This is a genomic window from Micromonospora cynarisoli, assembly GCF_030518815.1.
Lineage (GTDB): Bacteria > Actinomycetota > Actinomycetes > Mycobacteriales > Micromonosporaceae > Micromonospora > Micromonospora wenchangensis.
Genome location: NZ_CP130426.1, coordinates 2,101,066 through 2,125,081, shown reverse-complemented (window position 1 = coordinate 2,125,081; position 24,016 = coordinate 2,101,066). Strand labels below are relative to the sequence as shown.

Sequence of the window (24,016 nt, the reverse complement as noted above, 5' to 3'; positions counted from 1 at the left end):
GCGGCATCCGCCAGCGGGGCCAGGTGCCCGTGGTCGCCGTACTCGGCGGCGGTGTCGAGCATGGCCAGCAGGTGCTGGCTGAGCGGCCGGTACTCCGGCCAGCATGCCGGCCGGTCGTAGCGCAGGTGTCAGGACACCCGGTGGGCGAGGGTGAGTTGCGTGAGGTACCGCTTGGTGACGACACCCTCGTGCGCACGGTCGATGAGGCCACCGATGCAGGCCAGCAGGCGGTCGCGGTCGGGCTGCGGAAGCGAGCGGGTGCCGGAGTAGGTCATCAGCAGGTCCAGGTAGGTTGCGGTGGTGTACGACTGCTCCCACTCGTACCGGAGGAACTCGACCGGACCGAAACGTCCGGACTGGTCGATCTCCGCCGAGTCGCGAGGATGGTCGGCGGCCGGCGTGAGGCGTAGGCCCGGCGGCGTTCTCGGGTCGAACCGCTCGTAGCAGCCCTGCACGTCGACGAAGAACCGTTCGGTGCCGCCCGCCACATGCTCGGTGTGGATGACGGCCAGGGTGCCGCCCGGCCGCAGCACGTCCGCCGCCCTGCCCACCCGGATGTCCGGGTCGATCCAGTGGAACGCGGTAGCCGCGAGGACCAGGTCGAACGGCGTCACCGGGGCCACCCACTCCTCGAACGCGGCCACCTCGACCGTGACGTTCGGGAGGCCACGCAGATTGTGGACCGCGACGGCCGCCATCTCCGCGCTCAGCTCGACGGCGTGGACGGCGTAACCGCGTTCCGCGAGCACCCGCGTGGCCTGGCCGGTGCCGCTGCCGATCTCCAGCACCCGCGCGCCGGCGTCGAGGCCGGCGATTCGCGCCAGATCGTCGAACAGCCGGTCCGGATAGCCGGGCCGGGCGCGGTCGTAGCGGGCGGCGTCCTGCCCGAAGACGGTACGGAGAGTCTCCCGGTCGGTGTCGCTCACGAACACAGACTACGGCTGACCGGAGGCAGTCCACCCTGTTCCGTGGGCCGCGCGGGGAGAATCCGGACCAGAGACCTGCGACGCAGGCCGGGCAGTGGGCTCCCTGCTCAACCTGGCCGGCCCGCGTCAGCGGCTGGGGTGCCACCCGAGCGCGGGGCCGAGCCGGGTCGCCATGTCGGTGAGGATCTGCGCGTAGTCGGCAGGCGTGAAGGTGAAGGGCAGGGCGAACGCAACCTCGTCGACCTCGCGGAACGCGACGTTGTCGAGCAGTCGTTCGGCGATCAGCTCCGACGGGCCGACGAGGTCGGGGGCGAACATCATCCGGGCCGGACCCTGGGGTGACGCGGTTCGGGGCGTGCGTTGCCGGGCGTACTCCTCGTAGCGGGCACGTTGGGTCGGGGTGGCGGTGTCGGTGGGGATGACGACGAGTCCCTGTGAGACACGAGCCCGTCCGCCGTCGGGGTGGTGGGCGCGGAACGTCCGGATGTGTGAGAGCTGGATCTCGGTGAAGTCGGTGGACTCCTCGGCCTTGACCACGCTGCTGGTGAGCAGGTTCATGCCCTGCTCGCCGGCCCAGCGGGCGGAGTGGAGGCTGCCGGCGCCGTACCACATCCGGGCGGCCAGGCCGGGGGAGTGCGGTTGCACCCGGCGGGAGAACTGTTCGAAACCCTCGAAGCCCTCGACGTCGCTGGCCGGCTCACCGCGAACGAGGTCGAGCAGCCGTCGTACCCGCGTGTAGCTGAAGTCCTCCGCCTCGGCGGTGTCCGGGTAGAGCGATCGGCGGACCCGGTCGTAGTGCATCGGTGGGCCGACGCTCACCCCGGGGTTCAGGCGCTCGCCGGAGAGGATGTCGACCGTGGCCAGGTCCTCGGCCAGCCGCAGCGGGTTCTCCCAGCCGAGCGGGATGACCGCGGTGCCGAGCTCGATGTGCCGGGTCCGCTGTGAGGCCGCCGCCAGGACGGCGATCGGTGAGGAGATGCCGTACTGGAGGTGGCGGTGGCGTACCCAGGTGCTGTCGAAGCCGAGTTGCTCGCCCAACTCGATGAGCTGGAGTGTCGCCTCGTGGCCGGTGCGGGGGTCGGCCTCGTCGAACAGGCCGATGGTCAGGAAGCCGAGCTTTCGCAGCGGTGCCGACTGCTTCGACGCGGGTGTTCCACTCACCGTTAGCCTCCAAGGATGCCCACCCAGGGACCTGAAACCCTACCTGGTCGGTAGGGAAATCGATCGTATGCTGCCTGGTCGGCCCACCTCCCGCCGGGTCGCCGACCTTGTGCGGTCCGCAGGAAGGCCGGTGCTGCTGCTCATGGCTGGCCGGTTCGGCGGGCCGGCCGGTGCCCGACGCGCAGGGCCGGAGACCGGCCCGAGATCCGCACGCCGGCTCAGCCGAGTGTCGCGGTCACCGCGCGCAGCTCGCTCAGGGCGGCCAGCGTGTAGCGGGCCAGCCCGTGGTCGGCGTCGGTGTCGGCCCACTCGGCGTAGCCCCGCTTGAACGCGAGCAAGCCCAGCTCCCCGGCCAGTGCCGCGGCCGCGTCGGGGACACCGCGGGCGGTCAGGGCGGCGGTCATCGCGGCGGCCATGCTCACGCTCTTGAGGGCGTCGCGCTCCTGCAGTTCGGTGCTCGCCGCGACTGCCGCTTTGAGTCGGGGTCCGATCTCGCGGTTGAGCGGGCCCATCGCGTCGGACGCCCGCTGCAGGCCGGCCGCGACCGCCTCAAGCGGGGTAGCGTCGGCCGGCGCCTCGGTGATGCCCTCCGCCAGCAGCCGGCTCAGCGTCTCCTGCCCGGCTGCCAGCAGCTCGCGCTTGTCGGGGAAGTGCCGGAAGAACGTGCTCTTGGTGACGCCGGCCCGCTCGGCGATCTGCGCGACCGTGGTGGCGTCGTAGCCCCGCTCGGCGAACAGGTCGACGGCGGCGACGATCAGCCGCTCGCGTGCTCCCGGTTCCCAACGTGCCATGTCGTCCATCATAAGTGATGGGACTCTTGTCCCGTCACGTGCTACGGTGACGGGACAAGAGTCCCATCACTTTCGGGAGCGTCCATGCAGGTCTTCATCACCGGCGGCACCGGGCTGATCGGTTCGGCGGTCGTCGCCGAACTGCTCGCACACGGGCACCGGGTGCTCGCGCTCACCCGCTCCGACACCTCGGCCAAGGCTGCCGAGGCAGCCGGCGCCGAGACGCTCCGGGGCGGCCTGGCCGACCTCGACGTCGTGCGAGCCGGCGCGGCCCGCTCCGACGGCGTGATCCACCTCGCCTTCAGCAATGACTTCAGCAGCCCCGAGGCGGTGGCCGCGGCGGTCGCCGAGGAGACCGCGGCGCTCACCGCTCTGGGCGAGGAACTGATCGGCAGTGACCGTCCGCTCGTGACGGTTTCCGGCACGCCCTGGGTGGCCGGCCGGCTCTCGACCGAGGACGACCCGCTGCCGCTCGAGGGCCCGGTCGGGGGCCGCGGGCGTACCGTAAATTCGATCTTGGCGTTGGCCTCTCAGGGTGTCCGCAGCTCATCGATCCGGCTGCCCCGCACGGTGCACAACCACGGCGAGGGCGGCTTCGCCGGGCTGCTCACCCAGCTTGCCCGGCAGTCGGGCGTCTCCGGCTACCCGGGCGACGGCACCCAGCGCTGGCCGGCCGTGCACGCGGTCGACGCCGCCGTGCTGTTCCGGCTCGCCCTGGAGAACGCGCCGGCCGGCACCGCCTGGCACGCGGTGGACGACGAGGGCGACGCGGTGCGGGATATCGCCGAGGTCATCGGGCGGCGGCTCGGCCTGCCGGTGCAGCAGATGCCCGAGGAGACGTTCGGCCCGCTTGGCGAAATCTTCGCCGCCGATCAGCCGTCGTCGAGCGCACACACCCGGGCGACCCTCGGCTGGACGCCGACCCACCCGAAGCTGCTCACCGACCTGGAGAACCTCCAGCCCTGACCGGTTGCCTTCCGAACGTCGCGAGGACGCTGGTGGAACCGGCTGCCCACAGTGTGTCGTGACCGCCGTTGATCCTCAGGTGGGCGGAGCCGGATGAGCGAGGGTCCGCCACCCGCGACGCCGACGTCGGCTGCTCCTGGCCGTGCCGGTGCGGTGCTGACCACTCGCCTGGTCGCCTGTCAGAGCTTGTCAGAGGCGTCGTGGGGGCGTTCGTGCTCTGGGGGCTGTTGGAGATGAGCCGGGTCAGGTCGGCGGTTCTGCTCGGCACGGCTGCGACGTGGCCGACGTTCCTGCTCGTGGCGGCGGCCATCCTTGTCCCCGGGTGGTGAGGGGTGTCGCCGGCGGGGTGGTGATGGTCAGATGACCGGGGCGAGGGGTGAGCAGGCTACAGGCGTGGGCCTTGGCGTTCAACGCCCCGCGCAAGAAGACAGCGACCAGGCCCGGCGACGCGGGTTAGCATCGGCGGCGGCATGATCGTGCGAGGTGCCCCGCGGTGCGGGGAGAATCGGGAAGCCGGTGTGAATCCGGCACGGGCCCGCCGCGGTGACCGGGGAGCGACCGTCCAGGCGCGAGGAGCGCAGCCACTGGCCGTACGGCTGGGAAGGCGGACGGGTCGGCGTTGATCCGGGAGTCCGAAGACCGGCCTCGCGTCGACCGCCCATCCGTCGAGGGTGGGCCGAGCGCAGCGGGAGCCTGCCTGTGGAACTCTACGACGCCATCCACCGCCGCCGGGACGTCCGGGCCCAGTTCACCGGGGAGCCGGTGCCTGCCGACACCCTGCACCGGATCCTCGACGCCGCGCACGCCGCGCCCAGCGTCGGCCACTCCCAGCCGTGGGACTTCGTCCTGGTGCGGGACCCTGCCGTCCGCCGCCGGTTCCACCGGCACGTGCAGACCGAGCGGGCCACGTTCGCCGCCACCCTGGACGGTGCGGCGGCCGAACGGTTCGCGCGCATCAAGATCGACGGGGTGCTGGAGTCGACGCTGTCGATCGTCGTCACGTACGACCCGCAGCGCGGGGGCCCAGCGGTGCTCGGGCGGCACGCCATCGCCGACGCCGGCCTCTACTCGGTCTGCCTGGCCATCCAGAACCTGTGGCTCGCCGCCACAGTCGAGGGGCTGGGCGTCGGATGGGTCTCCTTCTACCGGGAGTCGTTCCTGGCCGAACTGCTGGGTGTGCCGGCCGGCATCCGGCCGGTGGCCTGGCTCTGCGTCGGGCCGGTCACCCACCTGGAGGCCGTACCCGACCTGGAACGGCACGGCTGGCGACGACGCCGGCCCCTCGCCGAGGCGGTGCACCACGACCGGTGGCTACGACGGGTGACCGACCAACCGAACAGCTAATTCGGGTACGTCGATGCAACGGTCAGGGCGGGCAGGTATGGGTTTGTATGGGGTTCCCCCGTACGGCCCGACGGCGCGCGACGCTCGTCGGCGAGGCCCGCCCCGAGGACGGGCGCCGAGCTATTCCACCTGCGGTGGGAGGGAACGATGATGAGATTGCTACCGCGAGAACGCCGGTCACCGTCCGGGCTGGTGGGCATCGCGATCGCGGCGGTCCTGCTGGGGATGGGGGTGCATGCCAGCGGGGAGGAGAGGCCACCGGCGGCCCAGGGGGATCTTCAGGGCTGGCATGCGAGGATGGTGAGGGTGCCGCGACCGTCGGCGCAGGGCTGTTTCACCGCAACGTATCCCGAGCTGGTGTGGCAGGAGACCGGGTGTGTGGCCCCGCCGTCGGCCCCGATGGCCCCGAACCTCGAACAGGCTCCACGGCGGGACGTCGGTGGCGGGATCGGGATCGTGACGGGAAGACCGGCGGGTGCCGGTCCGATCACCCGCGCGTCCGGCAGTTTCGAGAAGGTGAACCAGCAGAACCTGAGCGTGACCAGCGTCCCGACCGACGGGCCGACCATGCCGGGCAGCTACTCGTTTCAGCTCAACACCAACCACCTCAGGGTCCAGGAGTGCAACGGCTCACCGACCGCCGGCCTGTGCCGGGGCTGGAAGCAGTTCGTGTTCGCCAACGACGGCACCAGGGGCGGCAATCCCAATCCGGATCCCAGTCCCAGCCGCCTCTACGTCGAGTACTGGCTGCTGCACTACAACCCGGACCCGGGCCAGCCGTGCCCACCGGGGTGGACCGAGGCCCCGGACGACTCCGAAACTCACTGCTCGCGCAAGACCGAGGCGATCCAGCTTCCCTACCTGCCGATCCAGAGCATGGCGAGGCCGGCGCTGCGACTGGACGGCGCGGTCACGAAGACGGCCGATGGGCAGGAGACCGACACCGTCACCTTCAACGACGGGTCGGGACGGATCTACTCGTCCACGGGGGCGGGCATCCTCCACCTTTCACCAGCGGATCCCCAGGAACCCGCCTCGGAGTGGACGCAGGTCGAGTTCAACGTGTTCGGCTACGGCCACGGCTCCACGGCGAGGTTCAATCCCGAGGCGAGCTTCAACGTCCGGACGACCGTCGAGGACGGCAGCCCGGTCAAGCCCGACTGTCAGAACTTCGGCTTCAGCAGTGAGCGGAACAACCTCAACTTCGGCCCCCCGGGTCCGGTCCCGTCGAGCCCGGCGCCGGCCGTCGTCATCAACGAGTCGGTCCAGGGGCCGGCGGCGGCGTCGGCCTGCCGCATCGCCGCGGTCGTCGGCGACACCCACCAGTACACGTTCGGTGGCCTGTTCTACGACTTCCAGGCCACGGGCGACTTCGTCGAGGCCCAGGCCGGTTCGACGTTCGAGGTGCAGACCCGCAAGGCGTCCGGTGGCGCGACCTGGCCCAACACCTCGGTCAACCGGTCGGTCGCGCTGAGGATGGGCAACGCGAGGCTGGCGCTGTGCGACGGGACGCGGCTGGTGGTGAACGGCACCACCACCAGTCTGCCGACCGGCGGGTCACTGCTGCTGCCCAACGGGGTGGCGATCGACCGCGTCAACAACGTGTACACGTTCAAGGACCCGTCGGGTAACAGCGTCCGCGCCACCGCCAACACCGGGTACCTCGACCTGGGCGTCGGCGTCGGACCCGGGGCGCCGACGGTGCGCGGCCTCCTGGGCAACCCCAACGACGACCCCCACTACCTGCAGATCAGGGACGGCGACGCCCTGCGCGTTCCGCTCTCCCATTCCGACCTCTACGACAGGTTCGGCAACAGTTGGCGGGTCAGCCCCTCCGCCACCCTGCTGCAACCCTGCACCACCGTCGCCGTGGGCAACCCGACGGCACCGTTCTACGCCGGCAACCTCAACCAGAACACCAGGCTGTGGGCGCAGGAGGTCTGCCGCACCCGGCAGGTCGCCACGCTGTGGCTGGACACGTGCGCCCTGGACGTCGGTGTGCTCGGCGTGTCCGCCTCCACCGTCTACCTCGGACTCCAACGACCGGACGTCGACGCCAACCCCGTGCAACCACCGGTCTGCGTACCCGGCAACACCCATCCGACCTGCCCCACACCGACGTGTTCCCCAGCGGGATGTCGACGGGCCGGCGGGTGATCCCAGCCGCCAGGAACGTGCGGTCTCCGGAGAACAGGGCGGCTCTGGAGACCGCGCGGTCAGCTGTGGGGGCCCACGTCGTCGAGGGCGGCGAGGCAGGCGCGGATCTGGTCGGCTTCGGGAGTGCCGAGGTCCGTGTAGATGGCCAGGGCATGCTGGTAGTGGTCACGGGCCCGGTCGCGCCGGTCGAGGGCGCGGTGGGCGCCGGCGAGCCCGGCCTGGGCGCGGGCCCGCTGGTCCCGGGCGCCGATCTCGGCGGCGATGGTGTGGGCGGCAGTGTGGTGGGTGAGCGCGTCGGAGGCGTGGCCGGCGGCGAGCGTGGCCTCGCCGAGCCCGTTGAGCGCCCACGCCGCGCCGTGCCTGTCGCCGGTCATCTCCAGGATCGTCAGGGCCTGCCGGTGATGCCGGGCGGCCTCGGTGGGCTGTCCGAGGTGCCGGTGGAGGGTGCCCAGCCCGTCCAGCGCCCAGGCCTCACCGTTGCGGTGACCGGCCTGACGGAACAGGACGAGCGCCCGGTCGAGGTTCTCCGCAGCCGCCCCGTACCGGCCCGATCGGGTGTCGACCTCCGCGAGGTTGGCCAGCGACACCGCCTCACCGGCGTGGTCTCCGCTGCGTCGGTACAGGGCGAGTGCCTGTCGGAGGTGCCGGGCGGCCCTGCGGTAGTGGCCCAGCCGCTGTTCGACGTCGCCGAGGTTGCTCAACGCGCGGGCCTGGCCGGTCTGGTCGCCGGCCCGCAGGTGCGCGGTCCGGGCCTGCGCGAAGTGGGCGGCGGCCTTGCGGTAGTGGCCGAGCCGCTGTTCGGCGACGCCGAGGTTGGTGTGGGTCCGGGCCTGCCCGAACCCGTGCCCGGTCTGGCCGAACAGGTGCAGGGCCGTGGTGAGGTGCTCGACGGCGGACTCGTACCGGGCGACCCAGAGATAGGCCACGCCGAGATCGGTCAGGGCGTGGGCCTGCTCGGTGACGTCGTCGGTGTGCGTGGCCGCGTGGTGTGCGTGGCTGTGGACGGTGACGGCGTCGCTGCCGTGACCGCCGGCGAAGTAGCGGTACAGGATGCGGGAGAGGCGTGTCGTGTGGGTGGGCCAGCCGTGGTTGGCGGTGTGGGCTGCGACGGTGACCAGGGTGGGCCGTTCGGTGTCGAGCCAGGCCAGAGCGTTGTCCGGGTCGGTCAGGTCAGGGGCGGGTGTGCCGGTCGGCGGAATCTGGGGGCGGAGGTGCGCCTGGGCGGGGTGCAGGGCGTTCATCGCGCTGGCCGCCGTGGCGAGATAGTGGTCGAACAGGCGGGTCAGAGCCTCCCGGCGGTCGGCGGGGCGGACCTCGTCGTGTGCGCGGGTGATGGCGAAGGCCCGGACGAGGTCGTGCAACGTGTAGCGGCCCGAGGCGGACTGCTGGAGGAGATGGTCGCGGCGCAGGTGGTCCAGGTGCGTGCGGGTGGTGTCCAGGTCGGTGCCGGTCAGGGCGGCGGCGGCGTAGGCGTCAGTGTCCTGCCCGGGGTGCAGCGCCAGCAGCCGCAGCAGCCGCCGCTGGTCGGTGGGCAGATGATGGTAGGAGAGGTCGAGGGCGAGTTCGACGCCGGTCTCCAGGCGTCGCTGGCGGTGGCGTTCGTCGAGCCGGTCGGCGTGGTCGGTGAGGGTCCAGCCGGGGGTGGCCCGCATGTGTCCGGTGGTCAGGTCGAGCGCCAGGGGGAGACGACCGCAGCGCCGGGTGATGCGCGCCGCCGCGTCCGGGTCGTCGCCCATCGGGATCTGGCCGACGACCCGGGCGAGATAGTCGACGGCCTCGTCCTCGGCGAACACGTCGACCATCAGGCGCGTGGCCGGCCGCAGGTCGGACAGGATCCGCCGGCTGGTGATCAGGGTGAGACAGCCGGGGACCTCGGGGAGGAGCGGCCGGACCTGGTCGACGTCGGCGGCGTTGTCCAGCACGATCAGGGTACGGGTGCCGGTGAGCCGGTCGCGGTACGCCGCCGTGCGGGCGGGCAGATCGTGGGGGATCTGGTGGGCCGGTACGCCGAGCATGCGCAGGAAGCCGTCCAGGACGGCGGCCGGGTCGGCGGGAGGTCGGGCGGGGTCGGGGAAGAACCCGCGCAGATTGACGAAGAGTGTCCGATCGAAGCGGGACTCCCGGATCAGGAGGTGTCCGGCGTGGATGGCGAGCTGGGTCTTGCCGACCCCGGCCATCCCCTCGATCGCCGCGACCGCCATCGCGCCGGTGGTGTGGTGGTTCAGGGCGTGCCGGAGTTGGTCGAGTTCGGTGGCGCGCCCGGTGAAGCCGGCGAGGTCGGGCGGCAGCCGGTCCTGGACCCGTACCACCGTGGCGGCCCGGGCCTCCCCGCCGACCACCCGTAGTGCCTGACGCCACTGGTGCACGTATCCCTCGTCCGGGTGCAGTGCCTGCACGATGGCGGTGACGAGGTCGGTGTTCAGCCGTCGCCGACCGGGCTTGAAACAGTCCACGACCGTGGGCCGTTTGGTCCACTCGCTGGGCGGGCGACCGGCGGCCCGCCAGGCGTGGTTGACCTGGTTGGTGATCCGTTCGTAGGACGGGTTTCCGGCCCAGAGCTTCAGGGACCTCAACGCCGCGGTGAGCTCGTCGAGTGTGCGGGCCCGACCCGGGTCCGGCATCAGGGCGGACGCGCCGTCCGCTCGGGTAGCGGTCATCGGTCGATCCCAGGCATTCATAGATGGGGACGGATGTAGCTCATCGTATCGGAAGGAGTGCTTCACGTGTCCCTGGTCGATGGTGCTCACCGCGGCGGTGGCGGGGTTTTCGGGGGCTCGTCGGGGTTCGCACCGCGGCAGGGTCCGCCGCCGAGGTGCCGCGGCGACGACCTCGGTGGGTCATCCCGTCGGTGGTGTCCTTCGTCGTGCTCGCTCTGGGTGGCGGTGGCGCGGTGGCGTACCGCCAGTTCGCCGACCGGGGGATGAGGACCCGGGGGTGACGGCCTGCCGGTCGGCCGGATTCGTGGTGCGGGCCGGGCAGGGTGAGGTCACCCCTGATGACGAGGTGCGGCGGGTGGGGGAGTCGTCCCAGCGCTCCGCGCACGAGGACCTGGCGGCGACGCCCCGACCCGACGAGCGGCACCCGGACCGGACCGGTCCCGCTCGTGCCGGCCTCATCCTTCCGAGGCAACCTGACCGTTCGAGGTCGGCAGCCCGTCCAGTTCGGCCCGCAAGGTGGCGAGTGCGGCGTCGATGATGTCGCCCAGCCGGCGACCGTCGTCGGTGTCGAGCCATTCGGCGACGGACACGTACATCAGGGTTCCCGCTGTCTCGGCGAGCAGGTCGGCCCGGAGCGGGTCGAGGCCGCAGGCGCGGAAGCCGTCCCGCATCACCTGGGCCAGCATCGCGCGCTTGTGCTGGTCGCGTTCGCGCAGCCCCGGGTCGGACGCCACGATGGCGCGCCGTTGCCGCAGGTCGTCCTTGCGCCCTTCGAAGTGGGTCTCGGCGAGCGTGTGCAGGCCTGCGACGATGAACGTCAGCGGTTCGTCGGCGGGCACCGTGGTCATGAGCTCAGTGGCGAAGGCGCCGATCTCGGCCTCGTCCGCGAAGAGCACCTCGCGCTTGTCGGCGAAGTGCCGGAAGAACGTGCGTGTCGTCAGACCGGCCCGCGTGGTGATCGCCGGCACCGTGGTCGCGGCGAAGCCCTGCTCGGCGAAGAGTTCGAGCGCCGCCTGCCGCAGCCGCTCGCGGGCATCCGGTCGCCATCGGGCCATGATCCCAGTGTAGTCGTGATGACATGGCATGTCGTCATCGGTATGGTGATGACACGGCGTGTCGTCACTGGGGCGGATGCCGCACCAGGGCGGAGCTGTGCCATGACCGACGTATGGATCCTCGGCGGCACCGGCCGCAGCGGGCGCGCTGTCGCGGCCGAACTGCGCCGACGGAGCATCGAGCCGGTGCTGGTCGGCCGGGACGCCGAACGGCTCAAGGCCGCCGCCGGTGGGCTGCCCACGATAGTGGCCCGTTCGGTCCGCGAGATCGTGGCCGCGATCCGCCGGGAGCGGCCGGCCGTGGTGGTCAACACCGTCGGACCGTTCATCGAGACGGCCCTGCCCCTGCTGGACGCGTGCCTCCCGACCGGCCACTACCTCGACCTCGCCAACGATCTGGCCTCGGTGTCGGCGGTCCTCGGCCGGCACGGCGAGCTGACGGCAGCGGGACGCACAGCCGTCACGGGAGCCGGGTTCGGCGTGACCGCCACCGAGAGCGTCGTGGTGAAGCTCTGCGAGGGGCGGCCGACACCCCGACGGGTCCGGGTCGACATGGTGCCCTCGTTGGCCGCCGAGGACGGCGTAGTCGGCGACGCCCTGGCCGCCACCCTCGTGGAGGGCATCCCCGGGGTCGAGGGCGGTGGGCGGTTCCAGGGCCGCCGGTACCGCGACGGACGACTCACCCCCGCCCCTCTCGCCGGCGACCCGATGAGACTGGTCCTGCCCGACGGGTCCACGGTGACCACCGCCGGCATGCCGCTGGGCGAGCTGATGGCCGCCCAGCGGGCCAGCGGCGCAGCGGACGTGCTCGCCGCATCGAGCGAGGCTCCGTCCTCCCCGGTCATCCGCGCGGCGCTGCCCGTGGCGACCGCCCTGCTCGCGATCGGCCCGGTGCGCGCCCTCCTCCGGCGACGGCTCGCCACGGTACCGACCAGGGCCCGCCCGAAGCCCCGCGAGCACTCCTGGGGCCACGCGGTCGTCCAGTGGCCGGACGGCAGCATCCGCGAGGGCTGGCTGCGGGTCGGCGAGGCCCAGTCCTGGACGGCGACGGTGCCCGCCGAGGTGGTCCGGCGGCTGCTGGACGGGCAGGGAGAACCGGGTGCGTACACGCCCGCGGCGCTGTTCGGGTCGACTCTCGCCGAGGCGTGCGGCGGCACGTACCAGATCCCGTGAACCGCTGACGGTCCCCGTGACCGGCCAGCCCCGACCATTGTCAGTCCCACGGCGGTGCGGGGTCAGGGTCGGTCGGAGAGCGGGGCAGGTCCATGCGGCGGGTCGGCCTGACCGGATGCGGCCGGAAGGCGAAGGGTGAACACCGCTCCCGTTCCGGCGGCGCCGGAGACCGCTGCGCTGCCGCCGTGTGATTCGGCGATCTTGCGGACGATGGCGAGCCCCAGACCGCTGCCGCCCGTCCGCCGGTTGCGGGATTTCTCGGCCCGCCAGAACCGTTCGAAGACGAGGTCACGCTGTTCCTCCGGAATCCCCGGCCCGGTGTCGGCCACGACGATCTCGGCGTACGCGGCCCGGTGTCGGGCGGAGAGCGTGACCTGGCCGTCGGCGGGGGTGTGCCGGATCGCGTTGGTGATCAGGTTGCCGATGGCCTGCCGGAGCCGGATCGGATCGGCGTCGAGCGTGCCGGGTGCGGCGTCGACGACCAGCGCGACCCCGGCGGACTCGGCGGCGGGAGCGAAGGCGTCCGCGACCTCGCGCAGCAGTCTGGGCACCTCGACCTGTTGCCGGTGCAGTTTCAGCTCGCCCGCGTCGGCTGCGGCGAGATCCTGAAGGTCGTCGATGACGTGCTGGAGTAGCAGCGCCTCGTCCAGCAGCGAACTGGCCAGGTCCACATCGAGTTCGACCACCCCGTCCTCGGCTGCCTCCAACCAGCCGCGGATGTTCGTCACCGGCGTACGCATCTCGTGGGCGATGTCGCCGACCATGTCGCGGCGCAGTTGCTCGACCCGGCACCGCTGCTCGGCCATCTCGTTGAACGCGTTGCCGAGCCGGGCGATCTCATCGCGTCCGGCGACCCGCACGCGTGCCGCGGTGTCGCCGTTGCGCATCCGCCCGGCCGCGGCGGTCAACGCGTGTAGTGGTCGGACCAGGCGTACCCCCACCAGCACCGTGACGCCGACCGCGACCAGCAGCACCACCCCGGCCACCCCGAAGATCCGCAACCGGTTGGCCGGGGTGAGGTCGAAGGCACCGACCGGCACCGGGGTACCCGGGTCGGTGACGAACAGCAACACGGGTGGCGCGACGTGGTCGGCGATCTGGGTGCGTCGGGCCGCGGCGACACAGCCGTCGACGTCGTCGCGTCGTTCGGTGGTGACCAGGCCGGACCCGGCCGGGGTCCACTGTCCGTCGAGGTCGGTTCGCACCGCCGGAATCCGCTGGCGGGCCAGGCAGGTGTTGACCAGGTCGTCGAGCTGGTCGAGCGCCTGTCGCTCGGTGGCGGTCGGCTCAGCCAACGCGTCGAACTCCCCGGCGCACCGGATGTCACTGGTGACGGTGGTGCCTCGGGACGCGATGCGGGGCCGGCCGCTGGCGGCGACGACGATCTCCGCATCATCGGCACGGACCGGAAGCAACCCTTCCGCCGCGGTCATCGGGGCCGGGTCGACCGGACCGTGCAGACAGTCCAGCGCTCTCACCGCCAATCTGCGTAGCGCGGTCCGTTCGGCCTCCGGTAGCTGGTACGGGCCGGTGGCCCGGGCGTCGATGCCGCCGGTTCCCGCCGTCCCCGCCAGCTCGGTGTCGACGTCGAGCGGGTCGACGGTGGCGGAGGCCCGTTGCGGCAGGGCCCCCGCACCGGACGCGGCGAGCGGGGTGCGGTCGCGGTCGGTCAGGACGATCCGTCGCTCGGTGTCGGCCGCGAGGGACCGCACCAGTGGCGACACGCCCGTCCAGTCGTGGTGCGTCGCGGCGTACCCGAGCAGGGCACTGTAGATCCGCGCGTCGTCGGCGAGCGCCCGGCCGCGCTCCTGTTGCAGTGCCCGGGTCGTGTCGCGTACGGCGAGCCAGGCGGTCGCCGAGATCGAGAGTATGGAGATGACCACGCTGAGGGCGAGCAGCCGGACCAGGAGGCTGCCGCGTCCGCACCACTCAGCCATCGGCGAGTTTGTACCCGATGCCGTACACGGTGAGCAGCCGTGCCGGGCGTCGCGGATTCGTCTCGATCTTTCGGCGCAGGTTCATCACGTGCACGTCGACCGTGCGGGCGGTGACGTACGAGTCGAGCCCGTGCAGCCGGCGGAGCAGCTGGTCGCGGCTGAACGCTCTACCCGGCTCCGCAGCGAACGCGCTCAACAGGGCGAACTCGCCCGGGGTGCACACCACCGGGGTGCCCGCGACGGTGACCTCGTGGCGTACCGGATCAAGGAGAAGGTCGCCCACCCGCAGGGGCGGCGCGACGGGCCGCGCAGCCGCGGACCGGGCCCGGCGGAGCAGGGTGCGCACCCGCGCCGCCAGTTCCCGCGGGCTGTACGGTTTCGTCAGGTAGTCGTCGGCGCCCAGGTCCAGGCCCAGCAGAAGGTCGTCCTCGGTGCTGCGGGCGGTGACCATCAGCACCGGCACCTCGGAGTCCCGACGCAGGATGCGGCACACGTCGAGGCCGTCGACGCGCGGCATCATGACGTCCAGCACCAGCAGGTCCGGCGGGCGGTGGCGGATCTCGTCCAGCGCGGCCCGGCCGTCGTGGACCACCGACACCCGGTGGCCCTCGTGCTCCAGATACCGCCGGAGCAGTTCGGCCTGCTTGGGGTCGTCCTCGGCGACGAGCACGTTCGCGTTCACGGCGGCGAGTCTAGGAGGCGTCAGGACACCGAAACAGGCAGAGAACGGGACCACTACCGGATCACCACAGGTTCCTGACAACGGTTCGCCAGGATGTGGCACGTAACAGCCCCCGGTCGCCGCGCTGCTCGGCTCGCCGCCGGACCGGCGGCGTCCGTCCCGTCGGCCCGCTCCGTCGAAAGACCCGGTCCCCGCGAAGGAGAAAAGGTTGTCATTGCTGAAGGGCCTGGCCGCAGTGGCCCTGGTCGCCGCCGGCCTCGTGCCTACGTCACCCGCCCAGGCCAAGGACCGTACCTATCCGGTCAGGTCGCTCGACTACACCCTCGGCGACCGCGCGTTCACCGTCGCCGGTTTCCACACCGACGGCCCGGACTCGCCGACCCTGGCACCGATCGAGCTGACCGGCAACGTGCACTACCCGGCCACCGGCAACGGGCCGTTTCCGCTGGTGGTGCTCTCGCACGGCTACTGGTCCACCTGCGCCGACCGGGCTGCCGACGCCGAGGCGGCTCGGATCGAGAAGGAGTCGCCGGCCGACTACTACGACGACCCGCGCTGGTTGGACGCCATCCACCGGCTCTGGCAGTGGCCCTGCGCGCCCGGTGTCGCAGCACTGCCCAGCTACCGAGGCTACGACTACCTCGCCCGACAGCTCGCCGCCCAGGGAATGGTCGTCGTCTCGATCAGCGCCAACGGAATCAACGCCGGTCAGATCGGCACCGAGGCCGACAACGCCCGCGCGAAGCTCATCAACAAGCATCTCGCGCTCTGGACCGAACTGGCCCGCACGGGCCGTGGCGCCCTGGCCGGCCACTTCAACGGCCCGACCCCGAACGTCAAAGGCAAGATCGACTTTTCTCGTACGGGGACGCTCGGCCACTCACGTGGCGGCCGTGCGGTGGCCTGGCACGCCGCGGACGTCCACCGCGTCGACCTGCCGACAGGCGTACGCGTGGCCGGCGTCCTCGCCCTCGCCGCCGCCGGCTCGGGCACCGCCACGAACCCCGGTTCCCCGGAGGCCAAGCTCTACCGGGTGACCTCGGCACCGCTCGCGGTCTGGGTCGGCGGCTGCGACAGCGAGCAGGGTCTCGACTATGCGAAGTTGGCAACCGGTCACACGAGTAAGCCGATCTACACCTGGCATGTCCGGGGCGCGAACCACAACTTCCTCAACACCCAGTGGTCTCCCGGCAGCGGGCAGGTCGGCGCCATCGACGACCAGGGCTTCGGTCCGGCACCGGGCTGGTGTGGCACCCCGACGTTCCCGGACTGGGACCCGGACAGCGGCACCCCCGAACCACCGATCGAGTGGTCGCACGTGACCCGCAAACTGACCGAGACCGAACAGCGCCAGGTCAGCGCCGGATACGTCACCGCGTTCTTCCGTTCGGTGCTCCTGGGCGACCGGCAGGCCGAGGCGGTCGTCAGCGGCGACGTCCACCCGTACGCCTCGTTCACCGTGGTCGACGCCGAGAAGATCGTTCCCCGACCCCGGCGGGGCCTACGGTAGCGCCGCACGGCGGTGCAGCCCTCGTCGTCCACGGTCGGGGCGGGGCCGGCCGGTAGGAGGGCCGGGGCCTCCGTCGCCGATCGGGCGGGCTGCCGCATCGGCCGCCCGCCCTCGGCGGGGCGGCACACTCCGCCGGCCTCATCGGTCATGGGTCCATCCTCGCCCACGACCGGTCGCCGCACCGTGGGGTCGGTGCGGCGTCCGCCCCGCCAATCGGTCACACCCGTTTGGCTAGGTGGCTCAGGTATTCCTTGCGGTTGAGGGGGTTGCCGTCGGTGCGTGGTCGGGTGGGTGGGGTGCCGGTGGTGCGGCGGTGGTCGATGGTCGCGCGGGCGGCGGCGAGTCGGGAGATGACGGCGTGGACGGTGTCGTCGGGGACCTCCGCCTCGAACTGGTTCACGGGTTCGTGGACGGTGGTTCCGGCGGCGCGTAGGGCGGTCATCAGGACCAGTGGGGTGAGTTTGCGGAAGTCTCCGGCGGAGGTGACGGGGCTGAAGTAGGCGGTGTCGGTCAGGGTGACGACGCAGTCGACGACCTGCCAGCCGTACAGGCCCTGCTGCAACGTGTGGCGGACGGTTTCCTCGATCGCCTTGTGGAAGGCGGCGGGTAGTCCGCCGGGTTCGACTTCGATGCGGTACCGCACTCCGGTGCCGGCGGGGCCCGGTTCGATCCGCAGGCCGACGGTGGCGGCGAACTCGTTCTGCCAGATCACCTCCAGCCCGTGACCGACGCCCTCCACCTTCTCGACGTACACCGTGGTGGTTTCCTCGAAGACCATGTCGATGCCGTGCCGGTCCAGCATGAGGCCCTTGATGACCTCGCGTTGGACCTCGCCGTAGAGGGCTACCGAGATGCTCCGGTCCGCCTCGTTGCGGCGTACGTTGATCAGTGGGTCTTCCTCGGCGAGGCGGAGCAGGTGCTGGTAGAACTGTGCGTTCTGGTCGGGTTCGGTGGCTCGGACTACGGTTTCCAGGCTGGGTGGGGCGAAGAAGCCGCCGGAGGGGAGTCCGTCGGGTGAGCCGAGTTGGTCACCGACCCGCACGTGCGCCGGCCCGTACACCTTGGCGATGTCGCCGGGCCCGGCCGTCGTCTCTTCGGTGGTGGTGCCGTGGGTGAAGACCCGCACGGACGTCACCTTGCCGTTTGCCTCGATCACCTCGCCGGTGCGGCCACGGCGGTAGGTGTCGGTCGGCTCCCGGGCCGTGAGCCGACCGGAGTACACCCGCGCGTAGGCGACCTTCTCGCCACTGGGTGCCCAGTCGATCGGGGCGGCGCGTTCCCCAACGGACAGTGGCAGCGGCAGGGACCGTGCTGTCGTGGTGCCAGGGTCGGTCACCGTGCTCATCGCCAGCCGGTGGGGGGTCAGTTTTTCCCCGATGCTGTCCAGTAGGTCGTGGTATCGGTGTGCCGTCCCCGCCCGGTTCAGGGCCGCGATCACCCGCTCCTGAGTGGGTCGAGCGCCGGCACCGGAAGTGCCGACCCCGATCGGCAGTCTCGTCCTCGGCGGCCGTCGTCAGCCGCGTTCGCCGCGCCCATTGCGGCTCGCACGAAGATCGTATCAATTGATCAACGACAATTGATCAAGATGTGTGCCGGCGGTCGCTGTACTGCTCGGTCGGGCTTTCGCTGTGGTCCCATTGACGCTTGCGGTCCCGCTGCGCGTTGTTATACATTCCAAACGGTCCGTGAGGGCCGGTGTTACGTCAGACGTGCGTCCACCGCAACGGCGCGACCGGCGCAGGCAGCGAGGATGGGACACAGTTACGGGGGGCAATAAGGGTCCATCGTCGACGGCGACCGCGGGATAACCTCCCGAGCGGCGACCTGCGCGTGTGCGGTCGGGCCGTCAGGCGTGCGGCACAGGGAATGGCAGACGTTCACATCTATGGCGACCATCCTGAAATAGTCGTCGCCAGGTCCGTCGCCGGGAACGTGATCTGCGGTTACCGCGCCGCCCCGGCGGCCGGGAAAGTACCGATCTCCAATTGCTCGGACGTTGTGACGCGCATTGTCGGCGCGCGGGCGGCCCACCGTATTCCGATGGGTGCCCCGCAAATGCTGGTGCGCGTCACCATCTGCATGAACAGCTGGTACGCGGCTGCCCGCATTGTGGACACGAGGAGACGACATGAGGCCACCCCCTGCCGGGCCCACGGCCGACACGGAAGCCTTGACCGACACGGACGCCCCGGCGGGAGCGCTGGACCTGGACGGCGACCCGCAGCGGCAGATCGCGGCGCTGGCCGCACGGCTCGGCGGCAGCGGGACCGACGTGCTGGTGGCGGCCGTCGGCACGCTGCTGATGCGGTACACCCGCCGTACCGAGGTGACGGTGGCGCTGCTGGAACCGGACACCGGCGCGACGTCGGCCCACCCGGTGACGTTCCCGGTCGACCCGCAGGAGCGGTTCGGCGCTCTGGTGAAGACGATCGAGTCGACCAGACGCTCCGCCGGACCGGTCGCGGAACCCCCGGGTCCCGGTGCCCCGGAACCGGTCGCGGTCGTCGCCGGCCCGGGCCGACCGGTCGGGGCCGGAGCCCGCGTCGTACTGGTCGGAGCGCAGTGGCCCCGGGTGCCGGCCGGGCAACTCGCCCGGCACCTGGCCGCCCTCCTGCGGGATGCCACCGCCGACCCGGACCGGCAGGTGGTCGACCTGACCCTCCTCGACGCCGACGAGCTGCGGGCGGTGATCGGGGACGCCAACCGCACCGCGGTGCCCCGTCCCGACCGCAGCACCGTGGCCGAGCGGGTCCGCCGGTGGGCCGACCACCAGCCCGAGCAGCCGGCCCTCATCGCCGGTGACCGCCGGCTGACCTACGCCGAACTGATGGCCGCCGCCACCCGGGTCGCCGCCACCCTGCGGGGGTACGGGGTGGGCCGTGGTGACCTGGTGGGGCTGCTCCTGGACCGGTCGCCGGAACTGGTGGTCTGCGCCCTGGGTGTGCTGCTCGCCGGCGGCGGGTACGTCGGTCTGGACCGGGACGAACCGACCGCACGTCTGGCCACGATGCTGGCCGACGCCGACTGCCGGGTGCTGGTCACCGGACCCGGGGCGGCGCTGCCCGACGGCGGCGTCCCACCGGCCACCCGGGTGGTCACCGTCGAGACGCTGCTGACGCCGACCGCCGATGCCGGCACGTCGAGCCCCGACCCCGGGACGACGCCGGTCGCCTCCGCCGAGGACGTCTGCTACGTCACCTTCACCTCCGGGTCCACCGGCCGGCCCAAGGCGGTGCTGGTGCCGCACGACGGGGTGGCCAACCTGGTCGACTGGTACCGGGAGACCTTCGAGGTCCGTCCCGGGGACCGGATGCCGCAACTGGCCCGGCCCTCCTTCGACGGCTGGGGTCTGGAGGTGTGGCCCTGCCTCGCCAACGGCGGCACCCTGCACCTGGTGGACCGCCGGCGACTGGACTCGCCGACGGAGTTCGGCGACTGGCTCGTGGAGCGGGGCATCACGGTCTGCTTCCTGACCACCGTGCTGGCCCGGGAGCTGTTCACCTACCCCTGGCCGGCCGACCGGACCCGGCTGCGGCACCTGCTGCTCGGCGGCGAGAAGCTGCACCGTTACCCGCCGGCCGGGCTGCCGTTCCGGCTGCACAACGTCTACGGCCCGACCGAGACCACGATGCTCGCCACCTGCGGGGAGATGGACCCGGCCGATCCGCACGACGTGGCACCGCCGATCGGTCGTCCGCTGGCCAACGTCCGCGCGTACGTGCTGGACGAGCGGGAGTGTCCCGTGCCGGCCGGTGCCGTGGGCGAGCTGTACCTGGGCGGCACCGGCGTGGCCCGCGGCTACCTCGGCCGGCCGGAGCTGACCCGGCAACGGTTCCGGCCCGACCCGTTCACCGGGCCGCCGGGCCGGATGTACGCCACCGGGGACCTGGTCCGCCGGCTGCCCGGCGGCGACCTGGCCTTCGTCGGCCGGGCCGACGACCAGGTCAAGGTGCGGGGCTTCCGGATCGAGCTGGGCGAGGTCGAGGTGGCGCTGCGGGCGTTGCCCGAGGTCCGCGACGCCGCCGTGGTCGTCCGGCCCGGTTCGCCGCAGGACGCCACGGCCGACCGGCTGATCGGGTACGTCGTACCCGCCGATCCGGCGCGACCGCCCCGGGCCGACCGGCTCCGCGAGGAACTCGGCCGGGTCCTTCCGCCGTTCATGGTGCCGCACCTGTTCGGGTGCCTCGACGCCGTCCCGCTGACCCCGCACGGCAAGGTGGCCCGGGGGGAGCTGAGCCGGTTACCGCTGCCCGTCCCGGCTGCGGAACCGCCCGGGACCGTGCCGGCCGGCGGGTCCGCGCTCAGCCCGGTGGAGCAGCTGCTGGCCGAGCTGTGGCGGGAGACGCTCGACATCGACGCGGTGGACCGCGAGGACAGCTTCTTCGACCTGGGTGGCGACTCGTTGCAGGCGATGCGGGTCGCCGCGCGGGCCCGGGAACGCGGCCTGCACTTCGGGGCCGAGGACCTGTTCGAACACGAGATCCTGCACGAGTTGGCGGACGCGCTCCAGCAGCGCGGCGGACCGGACCGGAGGACGCGGTGACCGCGAACGGTGTGACCACGACGGATGTCCCGACCCGGGCCGGGGTGCGTACGGTGGCCCTGGTGGAGCTGCCGCTCTACCCGAACAGCCTGCCACTGACGTCGGGCTACCTGCAGGCGTACGCGCAGCAGGACCCGGCGGTCGCCGCCGGCTACACGTTCCGCATCCACGCCCGGCCGGTCACCGATCCCCTCGACGAGCTGGCCGCCGACCTGCTGGCGCAGCGGGCCGACGTGTACGCGCTGAGCTGCTACCTGTGGAACATGCGCCGGATGCGGGACCTGCTCGACCGGTTGCTGGCCGAACGCCCCGACGCGCAGTACATCCTCGGCGGGCCCCAGGTGATGAACCACGCCCCGGAGTACGTGCCGGCGCACCGGGAGAACGTGCTGGTCTGCAACGGGGAGGGGGAGCGGACGTTCGCCGCGTACCTGCGGGAGCTGCTGCGCGACCGGCCCGACTTCGACGCCGTGCCCGGGGTCAGCTTCTGGCGGGACGGCGAGCTGGTCACCACGGACAAGCCGCCCCGGTTCACCGACCTCAACGAGATCCCCTCGCCCTACGAGGCGGGCATCTTCGACGGCGGCGAGTACACCTTCGCGGTGGTGGAGACGAACCGGGGCTGCCCGTTCCGCTGCACGTACTGCTACTGGGGCGCCGCCACCAACGACAAGGTGCACCGCTGGGACCTCGACCGGGTGCTGCGGGACCTGAGCTGGGTCAGCCGCAACGGCGTGGAGAGCATCTTCATCGCGGACGCCAACTGGGGCGCGCTGCCCCGCGACGTCGAGCTGACCCGGCACCTGGTGCGGGGCAAGCAGGAGCACGGCTACCCGCTGATGATCTCGATGCAGGCGGCGAAGAACCGGCCGGACCGGGTCACCGAGATCACCGAGATCCTGGTCGAGGGCGGGCTGCTGGCCAGCCAGCCGGTCTCGTTGCAGACCGTCAGCCAGGACACCCTGCGGATCGTGGAGCGGGCCAACATCAAGGAGTCCACCTACGTGGAACTCCAGCAGAAGCTGCACGACAAGGGGATCAGCTCGTACACCGAGCTGATCTGGCCGCTGCCCGGGGAGACGCTGGACTCCTTCCGGGACGGCATCGCCCGGCTCTGCCGCTCGGGCGCGGACGCGATCGTGACGTACCCCCAGCTGCTGCTGCACAACACCCCGATGTACCAGCGCCGCGACGAGCTGGGCGTCGTCACCGTCCGGGTGGACGACGAGGTGGCCGAGGCCGACGTGGTGGTCGGGACCCGGTGGGTGACCCCGGAGGAGTTTCGCGAGGGCGCCTGGTTCTACTACGCGGTGGTGAGCCTCTACAACGGCCGGGCCGCCTTCCACCTGGCCCGGGAGCTGGACCGCACCGGCCGGTGCGGCTACCGGGACTTCCTCGCCGCCGCGGCCGCCTACTACCAGCGGCGCGTCGACAACCCGGTGTGCGCGTTCTTCGCCGAGTCGGTGGCGGGGCTGGGCAACTACGACATCAACAACATCGGCAAGGCGCTGCACCTGGTGCTGCACGAGCACCGTGCCGAGATGGACGAGCTGCTCGCCGACTTCGCCGGTGCACAGGGCTGGCTCGACGAGCCGACCCTGCGCGCGGCCTTCGAGCTGGACCTCGTCGGCCGGCCCTACGTCTACCGGGAGCCGGTGGTGGCCCCCTCGGTGCCGTTGGAGCACCTGCGCATCCTCGGGCAGGGCCGCTACCACCTGGACGTGGAGCTGCCGGCCTGGGCGGCGGCCGGGTTGGCGCTGGAGACCGGCGACGCCGACCCGGTGCGGCTGCGGGTCGACCACGTCGGACGCCGCAAGATGCCCTACCCCCGGCACCGCAGCATCGACCACAACGCCGCGTACTGCCAGGCCATGATGAACCGGCTGCGGGACCTGCTGCCGGCCTGGACCGTGCCGGCCGCTGCGGTCTCGTCGTGATCACCTCGGCGCCACCCCGGGACATCTTCGACGACGACCACCGCGCCTACCGCGACCTGGTCCGCACCTTCATCGACAAGGAGATCCTGCCGAACTACCCGCGCTGGGAGGCGGACGGGCTGACCGACCGCGAGGTGTGGCTGCGCGCGGGCCGGCATGGGCTGCTCGGCATCGACGTCGACCCGCAGTACGGCGGCGGCGGCAACCCCGACTACCGGTTCCACGTGGTGCTCTCCGAGGAGCTGGCCCGGGCCGGCGTGCACGCCCCCGCCCTGCCGTTGCACAACGAGATCGTCGGGCCGTACCTGCGCACCCTCTGCACGGCCGAGCAGCGTCGACGCTGGCTGCCCGGCTTCTGCGCGGGCGAGCTGATCGGGGCGATCGCCATCACCGAGCCGGAGGCCGGCAGCGACCTGGGCAACATCCGCAGCACCGCGGTCCGGCGGGAGGACCACTACCTGCTCAACGGGCAGAAGACGTTCATCTCCAACGGCCACCTCGCCGACCTGCTGCTGGTCGTGGCCCGCACCGGCGACGCCGGGCTCAGCATGCTGGTGGTGGAACGGGACATGCCGGGCTTCGAGCGGGGCCGCCGGATCGGCAAGCTCGGCATGAAGGCGCTGGACACCGTGGAGCTGTACTTCCACGACGTGCCGGTGCCGGTGGCGAACCTGCTCGGCCGGGAGGGCCGGGCCACCGGATACCTGCTGCGCCACCTGCGTCAGGAACGCATGTGGATCGCGGTGGCGGCGCTGGCCGCCGCCGAGCGGGTGTTCGAGGAGACGCTGGGCTACACCCGCCAGCGGCAGGTCTTCGGCCAGAGCGTCGGGCGGCACCAGCACAACCGGTTCCTGCTCGCCGAGCTGGCGACCGCGCTGGCCGTGGCCCGGTCGTTCACCGACAGGTGCGTCACCGAGTTCGCCGCCGGCCGGTTGACCACCGAGTCGGCGGCCATGGCGAAGTGGTGGAACACCGAACTGTGCCAGCGGGTGGTGGACCGCTGCCTGCAACTGCACGGCGGCTACGGCTTCACCACCGAGTTCCCGGTGGCGCGGGCGTTCGTCGACACCCGGGTGCAGACGATCTACGGCGGCACCACCGAGGTGATGAAGGAAATGATCGGCAACTCGCTGTGCTGACCGTCCTGTCGTCGGACCGCACCGAGCGGAAGGGATCT

General features: G+C 71.8%; 16 protein-coding genes and 1 riboswitch. Of the genes, 8 read left to right on the top strand and 8 right to left on the bottom strand.

Going from position 1 to position 24,016, the window contains the following annotated elements; translation table 11 throughout:
• Nucleotides 1-128: 128 nt before the first annotated feature.
• From Q2K16_RS08680 to Q2K16_RS08670, 3 genes are all read right to left on the bottom strand, one after another.
• Nucleotides 129-926, bottom strand: a complete 798-nt coding sequence (locus Q2K16_RS08680; protein ID WP_302744617.1) for a class I SAM-dependent methyltransferase — start codon at nucleotides 924-926, stop codon at nucleotides 129-131.
• A 126-nt stretch (nucleotides 927-1,052) separates the two neighbouring features.
• Entirely contained in the window at nucleotides 1,053-2,087 is a 1,035-nt protein-coding gene (locus Q2K16_RS08675) for an LLM class flavin-dependent oxidoreductase (protein WP_302744616.1), read from the bottom strand.
• Between the two features lie 218 nt (nucleotides 2,088-2,305).
• A complete protein-coding gene (locus Q2K16_RS08670; protein ID WP_302744614.1) occupies nucleotides 2,306-2,878 on the bottom strand; it encodes a TetR/AcrR family transcriptional regulator in 573 nt (190 codons plus the stop codon).
• 84 nt (nucleotides 2,879-2,962) lie between these two features.
• Here Q2K16_RS08670 and Q2K16_RS08665 point away from each other — a divergent pair, with 84 nt between their 5' ends.
• From Q2K16_RS08665 to Q2K16_RS08655, 3 genes are all read left to right on the top strand, one after another.
• Nucleotides 2,963-3,844, top strand: coding sequence for an SDR family oxidoreductase (locus Q2K16_RS08665; protein ID WP_302744613.1), 882 nt, complete (start codon nucleotides 2,963-2,965; stop codon nucleotides 3,842-3,844).
• A gap of 464 nt (nucleotides 3,845-4,308) precedes the next feature.
• Nucleotides 4,309-4,506: riboswitch (cobalamin riboswitch) on the top strand.
• A 37-nt stretch (nucleotides 4,507-4,543) separates the two neighbouring features.
• Entirely contained in the window at nucleotides 4,544-5,188 is a 645-nt protein-coding gene (bluB, locus tag Q2K16_RS08660) for a 5,6-dimethylbenzimidazole synthase (protein WP_302744612.1), read from the top strand.
• Between the two features lie 456 nt (nucleotides 5,189-5,644).
• Entirely contained in the window at nucleotides 5,645-7,345 is a 1,701-nt protein-coding gene (locus Q2K16_RS08655) for a hypothetical protein (protein WP_302744611.1), read from the top strand.
• 59 nt (nucleotides 7,346-7,404) lie between these two features.
• Here Q2K16_RS08655 and Q2K16_RS08650 read toward each other — a convergent pair whose 3' ends face one another.
• The gene (locus Q2K16_RS08650) at nucleotides 7,405-10,002 is read right to left on the bottom strand and encodes a tetratricopeptide repeat protein (RefSeq protein WP_302744610.1); all 2,598 of its coding nucleotides are present in this window, start codon (nucleotides 10,000-10,002) and stop codon (nucleotides 7,405-7,407) included.
• A 455-nt stretch (nucleotides 10,003-10,457) separates the two neighbouring features.
• The gene (locus Q2K16_RS08645) at nucleotides 10,458-11,057 is read right to left on the bottom strand and encodes a TetR/AcrR family transcriptional regulator (RefSeq protein WP_302744609.1); all 600 of its coding nucleotides are present in this window, start codon (nucleotides 11,055-11,057) and stop codon (nucleotides 10,458-10,460) included.
• Between the two features lie 102 nt (nucleotides 11,058-11,159).
• Between Q2K16_RS08645 and Q2K16_RS08640 the strand changes: the two genes are divergently transcribed.
• Nucleotides 11,160-12,230 carry a saccharopine dehydrogenase family protein gene (locus tag Q2K16_RS08640; protein WP_302744607.1) on the top strand — a complete coding sequence of 357 codons (1,071 nt, stop codon included), beginning with the start codon at nucleotides 11,160-11,162 and terminating at the stop codon, nucleotides 12,228-12,230.
• Nucleotides 12,231-12,292: 62 nt separating this feature from the next.
• Here Q2K16_RS08640 and Q2K16_RS08635 read toward each other — a convergent pair whose 3' ends face one another.
• The gene (locus Q2K16_RS08635) at nucleotides 12,293-14,167 is read right to left on the bottom strand and encodes a sensor histidine kinase (RefSeq protein WP_302744606.1); all 1,875 of its coding nucleotides are present in this window, start codon (nucleotides 14,165-14,167) and stop codon (nucleotides 12,293-12,295) included.
• Nucleotides 14,160-14,849, bottom strand: coding sequence for a response regulator transcription factor (locus Q2K16_RS08630; protein WP_302744605.1), 690 nt, complete (start codon nucleotides 14,847-14,849; stop codon nucleotides 14,160-14,162). Before Q2K16_RS08630 ends, Q2K16_RS08635 begins: the two co-directional genes overlap by 8 nt.
• Before the next feature lie 208 nt (nucleotides 14,850-15,057).
• Between Q2K16_RS08630 and Q2K16_RS08625 the strand changes: the two genes are divergently transcribed.
• Nucleotides 15,058-16,359: an alpha/beta hydrolase gene (locus tag Q2K16_RS08625; RefSeq protein ID WP_302744604.1), complete on the top strand. Its 1,302-nt coding sequence runs from the start codon at nucleotides 15,058-15,060 to the stop codon at nucleotides 16,357-16,359.
• A 217-nt stretch (nucleotides 16,360-16,576) separates the two neighbouring features.
• Here the strand turns inward: Q2K16_RS08625 and Q2K16_RS08620 are convergent, their stop codons facing one another.
• Entirely contained in the window at nucleotides 16,577-17,704 is a 1,128-nt protein-coding gene (locus tag Q2K16_RS08620) for a hypothetical protein (RefSeq protein WP_302744603.1), read from the bottom strand.
• Nucleotides 17,705-18,529: 825 nt separating this feature from the next.
• Here Q2K16_RS08620 and Q2K16_RS08615 point away from each other — a divergent pair.
• From Q2K16_RS08615 to Q2K16_RS08605, 3 genes are read left to right on the top strand one after another with little or no spacing between them, the layout of a single operon-like run.
• Nucleotides 18,530-20,902, top strand: a complete 2,373-nt coding sequence (locus tag Q2K16_RS08615) for a non-ribosomal peptide synthetase (RefSeq protein ID WP_302744602.1) — start codon at nucleotides 18,530-18,532, stop codon at nucleotides 20,900-20,902.
• The gene (locus Q2K16_RS08610) at nucleotides 20,899-22,839 is read left to right on the top strand and encodes a B12-binding domain-containing radical SAM protein (RefSeq protein ID WP_302744600.1); all 1,941 of its coding nucleotides are present in this window, start codon (nucleotides 20,899-20,901) and stop codon (nucleotides 22,837-22,839) included. Before Q2K16_RS08615 ends, Q2K16_RS08610 begins: the two co-directional genes overlap by 4 nt.
• Entirely contained in the window at nucleotides 22,836-23,978 is a 1,143-nt protein-coding gene (locus tag Q2K16_RS08605) for an acyl-CoA dehydrogenase family protein (RefSeq protein ID WP_302744599.1), read from the top strand. Before Q2K16_RS08610 ends, Q2K16_RS08605 begins: the two co-directional genes overlap by 4 nt.
• Nucleotides 23,979-24,016 lie beyond the last annotated feature (38 nt).